At 46.2% G+C, this 13,313-nt stretch carries 11 protein-coding genes; 7 read left to right on the top strand and 4 right to left on the bottom strand.

The annotated features are described in order from the left end of the window. Position 1: 1 nt before the first annotated feature. Positions 2-1,321: a sugar MFS transporter gene (locus tag QTP81_RS00560; RefSeq protein ID WP_289362993.1), complete on the top strand. Its 1,320-nt coding sequence runs from the start codon at positions 2-4 to the stop codon at positions 1,319-1,321. A gap of 31 nt (positions 1,322-1,352) precedes the next feature. On the opposite strand, the gene QTP81_RS00555 is transcribed toward QTP81_RS00560, so the two are convergent. Next, positions 1,353-2,873 carry an Hsp70 family protein gene (locus QTP81_RS00555; protein WP_289362992.1) on the bottom strand — a complete coding sequence of 507 codons (1,521 nt, stop codon included), beginning with the start codon at positions 2,871-2,873 and terminating at the stop codon, positions 1,353-1,355. Between the two features lie 219 nt (positions 2,874-3,092). Between QTP81_RS00555 and QTP81_RS00550 the strand changes: the two genes are divergently transcribed. The 3 genes from QTP81_RS00550 to QTP81_RS00540 are packed head-to-tail and all read left to right on the top strand — an operon-like array spanning position 3,093 to position 5,482. Beyond that, positions 3,093-3,389 carry a hypothetical protein gene (locus QTP81_RS00550; RefSeq protein WP_289362991.1) on the top strand — a complete coding sequence of 99 codons (297 nt, stop codon included), beginning with the start codon at positions 3,093-3,095 and terminating at the stop codon, positions 3,387-3,389. 18 nt (positions 3,390-3,407) lie between these two features. Next, on the top strand, positions 3,408-3,878 hold the full coding sequence (locus QTP81_RS00545; RefSeq protein WP_289362990.1) for an energy transducer TonB: 471 nt from the start codon (positions 3,408-3,410) through the stop codon (positions 3,876-3,878). 41 nt (positions 3,879-3,919) lie between these two features. After that, positions 3,920-5,482 carry a tetratricopeptide repeat protein gene (locus QTP81_RS00540; RefSeq protein ID WP_289362989.1) on the top strand — a complete coding sequence of 521 codons (1,563 nt, stop codon included), beginning with the start codon at positions 3,920-3,922 and terminating at the stop codon, positions 5,480-5,482. Positions 5,483-5,492: 10 nt separating this feature from the next. Here QTP81_RS00540 and QTP81_RS00535 read toward each other — a convergent pair whose 3' ends face one another. The 3 genes from QTP81_RS00535 to QTP81_RS00525 form a co-directional block, all read right to left on the bottom strand. Then, a complete protein-coding gene (locus tag QTP81_RS00535; protein WP_289362988.1) occupies positions 5,493-6,830 on the bottom strand; it encodes a winged helix-turn-helix domain-containing protein in 1,338 nt (445 codons plus the stop codon). A 246-nt stretch (positions 6,831-7,076) separates the two neighbouring features. Next, on the bottom strand, positions 7,077-7,805 hold the full coding sequence (locus QTP81_RS00530; RefSeq protein ID WP_289362987.1) for a sulfotransferase-like domain-containing protein: 729 nt from the start codon (positions 7,803-7,805) through the stop codon (positions 7,077-7,079). Then, entirely contained in the window at positions 7,798-8,724 is a 927-nt protein-coding gene (locus tag QTP81_RS00525; protein WP_289362986.1) for an aminotransferase class IV, read from the bottom strand. The genes QTP81_RS00530 and QTP81_RS00525 overlap by 8 nt, the downstream gene beginning before the upstream one ends. Positions 8,725-8,915: 191 nt before the next feature. Between QTP81_RS00525 and QTP81_RS00520 the strand changes: the two genes are divergently transcribed. The 3 genes from QTP81_RS00520 to QTP81_RS00510 all read left to right on the top strand — a co-directional run bounded on the left by QTP81_RS00520 (position 8,916) and on the right by QTP81_RS00510 (position 13,310). After that, on the top strand, positions 8,916-9,575 hold the full coding sequence (locus tag QTP81_RS00520; protein ID WP_289362985.1) for a hypothetical protein: 660 nt from the start codon (positions 8,916-8,918) through the stop codon (positions 9,573-9,575). 153 nt (positions 9,576-9,728) lie between these two features. Next, positions 9,729-12,041, top strand: a complete 2,313-nt coding sequence (locus QTP81_RS00515) for a carbohydrate binding family 9 domain-containing protein (RefSeq protein ID WP_289362984.1) — start codon at positions 9,729-9,731, stop codon at positions 12,039-12,041. Positions 12,042-12,185: 144 nt separating this feature from the next. Beyond that, positions 12,186-13,310 carry an energy transducer TonB gene (locus QTP81_RS00510; RefSeq protein ID WP_289362983.1) on the top strand — a complete coding sequence of 375 codons (1,125 nt, stop codon included), beginning with the start codon at positions 12,186-12,188 and terminating at the stop codon, positions 13,308-13,310. Positions 13,311-13,313 lie beyond the last annotated feature (3 nt).

Genomic DNA, 13,313 nt, shown 5'->3' with positions numbered 1-13,313 from the left:
TATGACAACTAAACCTATAACAGCCAGCAGTCAAAGCTCCTTAGTGCCAATGCTAATCATCGGTGGTCTGTTTTTCATTTTCGGCTTCATCACTTGGCTTAATGGTGCATTGATTCCTTTTTTACAGATTGTATGCGATTTAACAGAGACCGAAGCATTGTTGGTTGCCTTCTCGTTCTACATTGCTTACACCGTAATGGCATTGCCCATGTCTTGGGTGCTCGATAAAACCGGCTACAAGTGGGCAATGGTGATTGGACTGTTGATCATCGCGGCTGGTTGTTTGCTGTTCATCCCTGCGGCATACAGCCAGACCTTCGCGATTTTCTTAATTGCACAGTTTGTGGTGGGCTCGGGGTTGACCATTCTGCAAACAGCATCAAACCCCTACATTGTGAAGATTGGTCCGCATGAGACTGCGGCGGTGCGCATTTCGGTTATGGGCTTTCTCAATAAAGCAGCTGGATTTATTGCGCCAATCGTATTTACGGCATTGGTTTTAGGTGAGTTTGCCGGTGTGACTGCGCAATCCGTTGCACAGCTTAGTGATACGGCACGGGCTGATAAAGTCGCTCAATTAGCCGATGGCTTGGTAATGCCTTACTTAGGTATGGCTGTGGCTCTAGTGCTGTTAGCAGGACTCTTGAAGATATCATCTCTGCCAGAGCTTGATTTAAGTAATGAGCAAAGCCAAGACGGCCAGTCGCAATCTTTGCTGGCATACCCGCAACTCATCCTTGGTGCACTGACCTTATTTGTCTATGTCGGTGTTGAAGTTGTTGCAGGCGATACCATCGGACTATTTGGTTCACAGTTGGGTGTCGAAAATGCCACCTCATTAACGAGTTACACTATGGCCTTTATGGTCTTGGGTTACCTCATCGGGTTGGCCGTGATCCCTCGTTTTGTGTCTCAATCTAAGGCTTTGGCAATGTCCGCCTGGTTGGGTTTGGTCTTATCGCTGTTAGTGGTTTTCTCCGCACCGGATTCGTATATGATTGCCAATCTACTGTGGGGCTGGATGGGTATACCAACAGTACCTGACACAGTGGCTTACATCGCGCTTTTGGGCCTTGCCAACGCACTTGTTTGGCCAGCTGTCTGGCCACTGGCACTGGACGGTTTAGGTAAGCTCACGGCCCGCGGTTCAGCATTGCTGATTATGGGCATCGCCGGTGGTGCCATCATCCCATTAATTTATGGCGTACTATCTGAAACTATTGGCGGGCAGTCTGCATACTGGATGTTGCTGCCGTGTTATGGGTTTATTCTGTTTTATGCGTATTTTGGCCATCAAATGCGTCAGTGGCGGAGGTCTTAAAAATTTGATCTCCGTCGTCCCGGTCTAGTTGTTAGGATTTGACGCCGACCGAACTCAGCTTACTTGCCTGAATGGCTAAGCCCTCGCATACTGAGTTAAAGGCGTCGTTTTCTAATAACGGTAGCTCTGCGAATAACTCCGCATAAATCGCTTTACGGACTATCGGTGATAGGCTCATGCCGCCAGTGATCATAAGCACTTCTGGCATTTTGCTCGAACCTTCTAAACACTCGTCTATGAGACTAATGACTTTGCTTAACCAAGAGCGCATCGAACGGTGCAATAAATCGATATCAATAGCCACATCAAAATCAGGCTCAATATAATGCAGTGGCAGAGTAATTGACTCTTTTGACGACAACAGCTCTTTGGCCATTCTGGCCGAATTGACCACGCGCGCCGAAAGCTTTTCCTCTTGAATAATCAATAATCGCTCTAAGGTTTTGGGATTCTTCGTGATTGACATGGTCTGCGCTATGTCCAAGCCATATTCTGGCGTAAAGAATCGGGTAAGCTTTGGTATATCATCTACAGCGCACATATCCGAAAAATAAGTCGGTGGCACAGGAAGGCCATTTTGCATAGTCAAATTTTGCCCCAAGTGCGGTGCTATTGCTTTGATTACCAGATTTTTATCGCACTCCATGCCGCCAAGGCGTTTGCCTGAGACCGATAAGACGTCGATGCGCCGCTCAAGCTCTTGTACTTTTAAAGGGTCCAGATTAATACAACCAATATCTGTCGTGCCGCCGCCAATATCGACTACTAACGCTGTAGTTTGTTGCTCTAATGTTTGTTCTATCTTATAAGCGGCTGCGATAGGCTCCTCTAAGAAGCTCACGTCATCAAACCCAGCCAAAGCTGCTGCTTGGCGCATAATGTTTATCGCTTGATGATTCCCTTCTTCGCCCCGTGTGCCATGGAATCGCACGGGTCTTCCAATAACCGCAGTAGTTACTCGCTGACCTAGTTGCTGTTCCGCACATTGCTTAAAATAACTAAGCTGTTTGCCAATCATGCCAACGAATGCTTGTTGTTGGCTTTCTTCTAAACTTGCGCCCAAGAAATTTTTCGGTGAGTAAATTAACCGGCCTTTTTCCGGCGTCTTTAAGAAGCGCCGAAACCCTTCTTCACCAAACGCAAATTTACCCGATTCCACCAATTGTTGCAGAGACAGCTCTTGTACCGTCATGTCTTTCAATAATAGTTGGATGGCGCGGCGTTGCAGCGCTGGTTTATCGTGAAATTGGCCGCGTAAACTATCGATTCGTTGACTGAAAACTTCTTGCTCTTTGGGATCTTGAGCGTCGTAGTATCCTTGCTTGGCCTTGTCTAGTTGCTCGCTAATCGAGCGTTGGATCTGGCTAACTTTAGCTTCGACCATAGAAGCAGGTGGTGTTGGCAAGTCGTCTTCGTAATAAATGAAGATTGAAGAACGGATTTTATTACTGTTTTCAACATGCGGATCCAGCTTGATATGCTGGTGGCCTTCGCCGTTAAAAAAAACGACTTCTGAGTTTGATGTACCGTAGTCGATACCAATAGCTGCCATAAAAATTATAGGGTTGCGAAACTAAGCTGCGAATTGTAAAGCAATTTAGTCGCTTTATCACGAATTGCTCATAAGTTGAAAAAAATCAATAAAAACAGTAGTTTTAGTTTGGTTGAAGGTTTCTGAAACTGGGTTTTTCAGGGAAATTCAATAATTGTTAATTGCATTAGATAGCGCTTTATCCACTATTGACCGTGAACTTTCACAGAGGATAAAGTCATGAAGACACTGACAATCAAAAAACCAAGCAATTTTGTAGGCCTAGTCGGGGCGATTGCAATTACTTTCTTGGCAGGATGTCAAAGCAGCCAAACTGCTTCGACAGGGCCAACAGGTAACTCTGCTACCGCTGAAGATGATGATGGCGTGATTTGTAAGATGGAGCGACGCGTTGGTTCAAATATGATGACGCGCGTATGTCGTACAGCTGAACAGCGCGCGGCGCAAGAAGAAGCAGGCCGTGAAGGCATGTTAAGGTTGCAACGCGGCAGCATGACAACAAATGCAGATGGCTAAGTAAAGACGGAGACGGGTATGAAGAAAAACTCGATAATAGCGGCACTTTTTGTCGCCACAGCGGGACTGTTGCTCAGCCCGCTAAGTGGAGCGAACCAGGATCGAGTTGTTTTGCAAACCGACGTCATTGAAACTTTACTAGTTCCAGAAACCGCAGACGCACTCTCTTGGCAGCGAGTGTTTCCTGAACAACTTTCAATGCCACGGGGTGCTGTGCGTGCGGGAGCGAAAGGATGCGCGATATTTAGTTTTAATATCAATAGCGATGGAGAGCCTACCAACATAACGACTGAAAAGGTCGTACCGAGCTTTGGATTGCGACGTCACGCCAAAAATTATCTTGAATCGTGGCGGTTTGAACCAAAGTCAGAAGATGGTGGTATTGAGGAGTCTGTGCTCTTGCGTCTAGATTTTTGCACTGGCGGTGCAACTCAAGAAGAGGCAACTGCGATTTGCGAATATCAGGCTACTTTGCCTTGCAGTAAGTAATCACATTAGTTAACGAACACCACTAGGTATTTAGATTTACAATGGATGTATTAGTTACTGCTAAGCTCGAAATTAACCTTGAGCAAAGAACGGTCTCGCACAACCAGCAAGTATTACCAATCAAAGGGCTGACCTTTGATATGCTGTTGGCACTTGTAGAAGCGCGCAATCATATTGTGTCGCTCGAAGAGCTATCGCTGCAAGTATGGAAAGGAAAAGTCGTCAGTGATGACACAATTGCGCAGCGGATTTCACTGCTGCGCAAAGCTTTGCCGAATGACTCCGAGAATTATATCGAATCTGTCCGTAGCGAGGGTTATCGCTGGTTACCAGCAATCAAAAAACAGCAGACGGAAGATGAACCTAAGCGCAAGTCGCCGTTAACCATGTTTGCTATTGGGGCTATGGCCGTATTCAGCATTCTATTTATGCTCTGGTTCAGCGCATACAAGCCACAACCAGAGGCAATCCCTACAGTACAAAAACCCATTGAACACGGACTAGATATCAGTGTTTACACTCGAGTTAAACTCGCTCGAGCGCAGCAATATGCAAGCGCACCGACCGCAGAAGCGAATCGTATTGCGATAAAGATGTATCGCGATCTATATGCTGATAACCAAGACGACATTCTGGTAGCGTTTGGATTGGCTCGTGTACTCATCGATAATGTCGCGCAGTTTGACGGCGATCGTACCGTCTTACCCGAAGTAGAGGCAATCAGTCGCGAGCTGTTATTACAGCAGCCTACAGAGCCACGCTTTTTATGGCTTAGAGGTTATTATTTCGAAGTAATTGGTGAATTACCTACGGCTATCGACCATTTTGAATCAGCGGCTCAGTTAGACAGTGCCGATGCTTCTGTCAGTCTGAGCTTGGCGTCTTTGTACGTAGAAAAAGGTCGATTATTCGATGCCATGTCACTTTATTTGCGCCAGCTCAGTGATAATCAACGATACCCGCTCGCTTCTATTGGATATATTTTTCACCTGACAGAACAGCCAGAGTTAGCGCGTGAATGGTACGCTGCGGCTGTGCAGTTAAATCCCGACAACGATGCTGCGCGAATTCGTTTTGCCCAATTTTTAATCACACAAAACGAGCATCAGCAAGCATTAGATACTTTGTTAGAACTGCATCGGTTAACAGGGGGTACGGTCGATAGCCACTTGACCACCCTGAGTGCCGCGCTTTTACTTAACGAGCAGTCAATAGTTACCGACTCGTTACAGCAGGCATTGCAACTATCACCGAATGACTTTAATGCTCTAGCATGGCGAGCTTGGTTAGATTATCAAGCGGGTGAACCGATAAAAACGGCGTTGGATCGGATCCCATTGTCTGAGCAAAGTCATCCGGAGCTCTACGTTGCAAAAAGTATCTTAGCGTTAGCACATGAAGATATAGAAACTGCTCTGGTTATGTTGTCACGTGCCCAACGGCTTGGTTATATGGACTATCGCTACATCGAACAGTTAATGCCGTTTGAGCAGTTGGCAGATAATCGATTGTTCCGCGAACTTTTACTTATGATGCAGGCGCGTCAAGCAACCCAGCGAGAGCGTATTGATCTTCTAACCATACCGACATTATCGGGAGACTGATAAAAGCTCTTTAATCTTGTGGGGTTGGGTTATTGCAAGGGTTGATGCCAACACGCTGAGAAAACTGCTCGCAAATCACGGCCGCTGATTGCTCGTCGCCTTGTTGCATTAGCACAGCAACAAGTCCAGAAGCTGCAGGCTCGTGGAACGGCGCAAAACTCATAACATGGCGATACCAGGCCTCTGCGTCTTGTATTTGTCCCATTGAATAATACTTATCGCCAATGACAGCACCTAATGCAGCATACCAAGGGCGCACTCGTGCAGTCTGACTTGAATATACTCGGCCCATGGCAGCGAATGCTTGTTCAAAATAATGGATGGCTTCGGCATCGTGACCAGTTATTTCTAATACGTCACCGATATTAATCATGGCGTCCCATGCATCGGGTTCTTTTTCTACCGCGGTATGATAACTTGCCAAGGCTAAATCGAATTTTTGCTGGGCCGAATATACAAATCCTAATGCTTTATGGGAGCGCGCATCATTAGGTGAAACTCTTACTGCTCGTTGTGCTAATGACAATGCCCGGTTGAGCTTTTGTTCTGCTTCCGGGGTAGCTGTTCGCCCGGATTGAATAGCGCCTTCTAGGTCGGTGGTCAATAGCTCTGGCTCTGACGCCGGGTTGGGCCAACGCAAAACTTGTTGCACTAATGCATTAGCCAATCCAGCCTGTCCCTGACCAGAGTCAGGCCGCATCGCAATTGCTTGCTGATATAATTCAATCGCCATTTCATTGTCAGCGCGTCGCATTTGCGTGTAATAATCGTCAGCTTGGCTAATGATCAATGCAATTTCATTGTCTTTGACCTCGTCAACTTCTTGCGGATTCACCAAGTAAAGGCCTGCTACAAACGCAAAAAATATCAATATCGCAACGCCCCACACTTGCCATGCCGGCTGTTCTTTTTCAACTACCGTTGGTTCTGGAGTAATGACTTCTTTGGCAATTAAATCAGTATCCTGACTCTCGGCGCTAACTTCACTCGCGATACGGTGCCATTTCACTGTTTCAGCCACTAATCGATAACCGCGTTTAGGTAACGTTTCTATCACCCTGGGGGCTTTCGCGCTGTCGTTAAGCGCCTTACGCAAACGCGAAACACAGCGGGTAAGGGCATCTTCAGTGACAACCACGTCAGACCAAATTCGATTTAGCAATTGCTCTTTACCGACAAGCTCACCTGGGTGTTTGGCGAGTAAAACGAGCAGGTGAACGCCTTTGGGATCGAGCCGCTCAATTGGATCGAACGACATCGTGATATCGCTTGATGTGTCAAACAGGCGTAAATCTCCGGTCTTTAACTCTACTAGCCATTGATTTATCTGTAGTTTTTCATCCTTCATTGAGAATTATTGCGGCTTAAATAGTTTGTTAACAGTGTATCATCAGAGCTTTGTAAGCAGAATAGGCGAGTTTTGTCAGGACATTTATACTGATGTGCACGCATGCTGAGTTTTTTGTTTCTGAAAGAGATTACTTATGCGATTGGTTTACACCTTGCTGCCACTGAGAACATTACAAGCCGACCAGTTGTTTGACAGCGAGGCGTTACTCGACACCGCGCCTCAATTGATAATGGCTAACAGGCACTAATTCATAGAGATAGCCTTGGCTTTGAGCTTTTCATAATACGGCTGAAGTTTCACTGCCAGTGACCGTTGTACGTTGTTAAGTGTTACTTCGGCAACAACGCGTGGTGAGAAGCCAGTAGATTGCTCAACGCTGGCATACCAATGCTCGGCCCATACGCCATCGCTATCACGCCGGCCTTGGGGCCATGCCAGCATGTTTGGCTCAAATGCTATGCCCAGTGCCTGGCATATTTTCGGTAACATAACTTGAGGATTTTGCAGTACATCTTTGCAGTCGACCACGGGGATATTTTGCCCTGACAACGCGCTGATTGTCTCGTAGAGTTCGAATTGGCGAATAATACCGATGTCGTCACTGGTGCAAATACCGCGCGCGTTAGTGTATGAATTGATGACCTCTGCAGGGTCGCGGATTAAGAAGCAATGCTGTAGGTTTACTGTCCAGGTTAAATCACAACCAGGTAGCATATGGTGGGTCATTTGTTTTTGATATTGTAATGGCGATAGACAGTGACCTGAGGACATAGCTTCAGCGACTTCAGCATAGTCAACGGGTTGGCTGGCTACCACTTCGTCAAACATTGGATGAGGGCTTTGGGTTTGGCTTAGGTAGTAGGCATAAAACGGCTCATCTAACACCGTGCAGTCCGGTCGATTCTCAAAGCTGCGCATCATTGCGGTGGAAATATTTCGCGGGCCAGACCACATGGCTATACGCTTAGTCACCCTGCAACACTCCCGCAGTTTCAGCTTCAATCTTGGCAATGTATAGCTGCTCTAGGTGTTGGGTCATTCGATTAGAACCATTGCCTATTGTGCGTCCATCCACACTATTCACAGGCGTTAAACCAGCGAAGGTGCCGGTTATAAAGGATTCATCCGCAGCGTATACATCGGCGAGCGAAAAGTTGCGTTCGAAAACCGGGATATCGTTGGCTTTACAGACATTAATCACATTGCGACGCGTAATGCCATCCAGACAAAAGTCACCGGTTGAAGTCCACACCTCGCCCTCGCGGACAATAAAAAAGTGGGTCGAATTACACGTCGCTACAAAGCCATGTGGATCGAGCATTAACGCTTCATCTGCTTGGGCCTTAGCCGCTTGGATACAGGCAAAAATGCAGTTCAGTTTGGAGTGCGTATTGAGTTTCGGATCTTGCACGTCAGGATAACCGCGGCGCACATGTGACGTGTACAGCTTTACGCCTTTACCGTGCGTCGAGCCCAGGGGCTTTTTATGCTCAGCGATTATTACAATGGTTGCTGGCGAAATGGTGACCCGAGGATCTTGATACGGTGTCGCTTTCAGTCCGCGGGTAACCATGAGACGAATGTGCACACCATCCGTCATGTTATTCGCTGCGCAAGTTGCATATAAGCGTTCGACCATAGCCTCCGGGCTAATGCCGATATTCATATCCAGCGCTTTAGCGCCATCGTATAGTCGTTTCATATGTTGCTGAATAAAGGCTAAACGTCCGTGATGTAAGCGGATCCCTTCCCACACGCCATCGCCGAGAATAAATCCGCTGTCGAATACGGAAATTTTCGCCTCATCACGATGAAATAGCTCACCATTAATATTGATCAAAATATCATTGTTACGCGGGTCTTCTGCGTATTGGTGGGTACCTGTTGCCATATTTATTGCCGCTCTTTAGCTAAAATAGTAGGGCGTGTTGATCTTCACGCCGCAAAAATAAACACGCCCTAGTTCAACAGTGTTAATCAATCAGTTCAAGTTTAGAGTACTCGAAAGTCGGTAAAATTTGTCTGAGCCTGACTAGAAATACGATATAATAGTGGAGTTGATATCTGGTAAAGGTTTTTAGTATGCGAAAGCTGTTGGCTGTGCTCGGTTTTGTTTTGGTATTTGCTCAAGTTCAAGCCGAAGAGGAAGCTCCGCCGCCTCTAGACCCTCAGTTTATGGGCAGTCATGGCATGGTTCTGATGTCCAGTGAATCGGATCTTTACGCGTCATTTTTACCGGAATTAAGTGGCAGTAAACAACAGCAACTCATTTATTTAATTGACGCTAAGGGGCCAGAGGTATTTTTCTTAACCCGCGATGCTGATCGCGTCACTATCAAGACGAAACCTTTCAATCTACAACGCTTAATGCGCGGCGAAACTGTCGAAGTCGCGGTTGATGTTTATTTGGGTAATTACGAACAGGGAGGAAGCCTAATGTTCCCTGAGGTACCGATAAACTTTGTTGAGCAGCTTTACTATCGTCCGTTAGAAAAGCTAGAGCCGTCTGGGCTTCGCCAAACCTACGATATGATTGAGCTAGGCGGCGAAAACCGGATGTTTGTCCATCGCATTAAGCACAAGCCAAGTTTTGACCATATTATTTTGGTTGAAGAGGCGCGCAACTGTGTGACTCAGTTCTTTACATCAGAAGCAGTGCCGAGTGAGCAGGAACTGTTGATGAAGCTGTTGTTTTGCGGCTCTATTAAACCACTGTATTACAACACCGAGGCGTTTCAATAATTAGTTGTAAATCACTGAGCGCGCAAAATATCGGCTTTATCGATCAGCGTTTGGTAAATACACAATTTGTGCGATACTTGCCGGGCGTAAAAAAGGAGTGTCTGCTACAGCTGACATTCTCACGGATCTAATCAAGCCCTTGGTACAAAAATAATGATAAGAAGCCTATTTGGTTTATGCGTGTTGTTGGCCGCGATATCAACAACGGCAGCTCAGGAACAGCAGTCGCAAAATACTTCACAACTCACTATTCCGTTTTTAGAAGGCGCTGCAACACTTGATGGTGTATTGGATGAACCTCAATGGCAACAGGCTGCAAAACAATCCCTAGTATACGTTACCGAGCCATTTGAGAATACGGCCTCACCGGTAGCAACTGAAGTGTTCATCTACGAAGATGGTACTTCGTTGTTCATTGCATTTCGCGCACATGATCCCGATCCGAGTGCTATTCGAGCCTTTTATCGCGACCGTGATTTAATTTTTGGCGGTGATATGGTCGGTGTTAAATTAGACACTTTTAACGATTCGCGACTTGCCTATCAGTTTTTTGTAAATCCCTTTGGGGTCCAAGCTGATGTCATCGAAAATGAAATGACCGGTCAAGAAAGCGATGCGTGGAATGCGATTTGGGAGTCGGCTGGGCAAGTCAATGACAGTGGCTATATCGTTGAAATGGCTCTGCCATTGCGCACCATGAACTTCGACGAAGGCCAGCGCACCAAAGTATGGGGCGCTGAATTTTTGCGCTTTTATCCACGCGAAGATTATTTGCGTATTTCGAATATTCCCCGCGACCGCAATAATTCATGTTTACTGTGTCAGTTAGAAGAAATCAGTGGCTTCGAAAATGCCACCCAAGGCAATAATTTAGCGATAGTTCCAACCATTGTCGCCGGAAAGTCTCGCAGCCGAGATATTTATGAGACACGAGATTGGACGTATGACGACAATCAAGAAGTAGGATTGGATGTCAACTGGGGCATAACCCCTGAATTTACGCTGCAAGCTACGCTAAATCCCGATTTTTCCCAGGTCGAGGCCGATGTTGCACAGCTGAGTATTAACAATACCTTTGCTTTATTCTTTGACGAGCAGCGTCCGTTTTTTACTGAAAATGCCGACTACTTCTCGTCGAATTTGAATTTGGTGTACACCCGTAACATCGGCTCTCCGGACTACGGTGCAAAGGTAACTGGTAGGGTCGATGATCACTCCATTGGTGTCTTTGTTGCCGATGATGTGGCGACCACGTTTTTAGTGCCGGGTAACTTAGGCTCATCAGTCGCTGAGATTCAAGAGAGTTCCAACAATACTGCGATTCGCTACCGCTATGACTTTTCGTCCGATTTTTCGGTGGGTGTTGTGAGTACTTTGCGAAAATCGGATAGTTATCACAATTACGTCAATGGCATTGATGCCCGTTATTTAATTACCGATAATGATACGTTGCGTGCGCAGTTTGTTGTGTCTGAAACTCAGTATCCCGACTTCCTATTCCGCGATTTCTGTTCTGAGGATTGCTCAGTTCCGCAAGACTTTTCAGAGGAAGCGCTCCGCACACAACGCACTGACGCCTTTACCGGGCAAGCCTTTAGAATTAACTATCGCCACGAGGCTCGCGATTGGTTTTTTCGCGCAGACCACTACTCCAATGGTGAAGATTTCCGCGCTGATTTAGGTTTTGTGTCGCGAGTCGATCGCAGTACCAGTGTTATCGGTGGCGGCTATTATTGGTGGAATGAAAATAGTTGGTGGAATCGCATCCGTATCAGCGGTGATTGGGATATCGCACACAATGACGATGGAGAGTTGCTTGAGAAAGAACTAGAGGCCAATGTCAGTATCCGTGGTGATTATCAGAGCTTCGCGGAGATTGGTTATTTGCGTCGTGATCGAGCCGGTTTGCGCCTCGATCCATCGACCCTAGCTATTGACGGCAATAGCGACCGTTTTACTGAACGCCAGTGGCGGATGTTTGTTGAAACTCAACCTAATGAAATTTTGTATCTGAATTCGTTTATGAGTTACGGTGACCAAATCGATTTTGCTAACAATCGCTTGGGTGAGCGCTTTTTTATTGAAGGCGAAGTTGAGTTGAATGTTGGCCAGCATTTGTTTGTTGGTGGCTATTTTTTACACAACGAATTTGACGCTGATAATCAACCTCTGTTTACCGCTAATCTGCTTGATGCACGATTTACCTACCAGGTCGACGCACGTCAGTTCTTGCGATTGATAGTGTCTTATTCATATATTGAAAGAAACCAAGATAACTATATTGATGCCGTGGATGCTGAGTCTCAAGATTTGGGGTGGCAGTTGCTTTATTCCTATAAAGTTAATCCACTGACTAAGTTTTTTATTGGCGTGTCGGATACATCTTTCAACGATGACAGCCTTACGCGGTTAACCAGCGCTGAGCAATCGGTGTTTATGAAGTTTAGCTACGCGTGGCTTGAATGATCTCACAAGCCCCAGTTGTAGTGGCAAAGGGATATCACTAAGGCCTGAATCGCAGTTATGCCATCGATGCATACTTTTCAATAGCCGTGTAGTTTGCGATACTCGCCAATCATGGAGCAACACCACACAAGGAATTAGCACCGAATGAAGACATTCAGAAAACTCTGTTCCGCAACAATAATAACACTCTTCATCCAATTACCGTTTAACGCAAGTGCAACGGATAATTTTCAGGCTGTTTATCAACAGTACCTGCAGGCTATCGAAGCCGAAGACTACAAAGCGGCGCTTGTGCACGCCGAGAATTCGTTCCGCACCGGACAGCAGCGCTTTGATCCAAGCTCAGAGAACCTGCGAAATTTGCACTTCAATTATGCCAATATGCTTATTGCTAATCGCAAGTTTTCCGAAGCGTACGAGGAACTTGAAGCGCTTGAACAATCCACAATGGACCGCTATGGCGAAGTGTCTGAACAAACCTTTGAAGTGCGTATCGAGCGTTACTATGCCAGCGTCAAATCTCATAGCAGCGAGCCTAGTTACGAAAAGTACAAGAAAAGTATTGGTCGCTCATTGGTCGATCTCGTTGAGCAACTCTCAGCACAGCAGCCTGAAAAGCAAGGAAATTATTACGCAGCGTTAATGGCAATCATGCAAAGATCGAACAGTGGGTTCTTGTCCCTGCGACGCATGATTAAGTTAACGGAAAAGGCTGAAGGTATTTTGTTGGAAGCATTTGGAGCCAGCGATACTCGCGTTATCGAAACACAATTCTACTTAGCCAAATTGCTAAAAACGAACAATAAATTGCGAGGCTCTGCAGAAAAGTTTGAAACCATCGTCAGTGTAATTGAGCAGAGTGTAGAATTTACTCACCCTTGGGCTTTATCTGCGCATGCCCAATTAGTTGATATTTATGAAACCATGGGCCGCTCTGAAGAGGCGACTGAACACTGTATAGCGATTGGTGAAATGACACCTTGGGATGAAAATGTCATTGAGCCTACACCGCTGTTTCGTGTAAATCCTGAATACCCTATAAGTTACGCACGTGCTCGAAAAGAGGGAAAAGTAATTATTGAGTTTGATATTAGTGAAGGTGGATTTGTCACTAACCCCAGAGTTCTCGAAGTTGACGGCGGCGAAAAATTCGCAGACTCATCTATTGAGGCATTGCAGCGCTGGCGATATGCGCCCAAGTTTCAAGATGGTGAAGTTCAAATCGCAAAAAATCGCCGCGTACAAATGGACTTTTATATCGGGCGTTAATCA

Source organism: Neoalteromonas arenosi (assembly GCF_030362855.1).
Taxonomy (GTDB): Bacteria; Pseudomonadota; Gammaproteobacteria; order Enterobacterales; family Alteromonadaceae; genus Alteromonas_E; species Alteromonas_E arenosi.
Note: the sequence above shows the minus strand (reverse complement) of the source record. Positions and strands in the feature narration are given on the sequence as shown.

Excerpts from the sequence above, each read along its gene's own strand:
- QTP81_RS00560 (WP_289362993.1), top strand. The coding sequence starts at position 2 with ATGACAACTAAACCTATAACAGCCAGCAGTCAAAGCTCCTTAGTGCCA.
- QTP81_RS00555 (WP_289362992.1), bottom strand. The coding sequence starts at position 2,873 with ATGGCAGCTATTGGTATCGACTACGGTACATCAAACTCAGAAGTCGTT.
- QTP81_RS00550 (WP_289362991.1), top strand. The coding sequence starts at position 3,093 with ATGAAGACACTGACAATCAAAAAACCAAGCAATTTTGTAGGCCTAGTC.
- QTP81_RS00545 (WP_289362990.1), top strand. The coding sequence starts at position 3,408 with ATGAAGAAAAACTCGATAATAGCGGCACTTTTTGTCGCCACAGCGGGA.
- QTP81_RS00540 (WP_289362989.1), top strand. The coding sequence starts at position 3,920 with ATGGATGTATTAGTTACTGCTAAGCTCGAAATTAACCTTGAGCAAAGA.
- QTP81_RS00535 (WP_289362988.1), bottom strand. The coding sequence starts at position 6,830 with ATGAAGGATGAAAAACTACAGATAAATCAATGGCTAGTAGAGTTAAAG.
- QTP81_RS00525 (WP_289362986.1), bottom strand. The coding sequence starts at position 8,724 with ATGGCAACAGGTACCCACCAATACGCAGAAGACCCGCGTAACAATGAT.
- QTP81_RS00520 (WP_289362985.1), top strand. The coding sequence starts at position 8,916 with ATGCGAAAGCTGTTGGCTGTGCTCGGTTTTGTTTTGGTATTTGCTCAA.
- QTP81_RS00515 (WP_289362984.1), top strand. The coding sequence starts at position 9,729 with ATGATAAGAAGCCTATTTGGTTTATGCGTGTTGTTGGCCGCGATATCA.
- QTP81_RS00510 (WP_289362983.1), top strand. The coding sequence starts at position 12,186 with ATGAAGACATTCAGAAAACTCTGTTCCGCAACAATAATAACACTCTTC.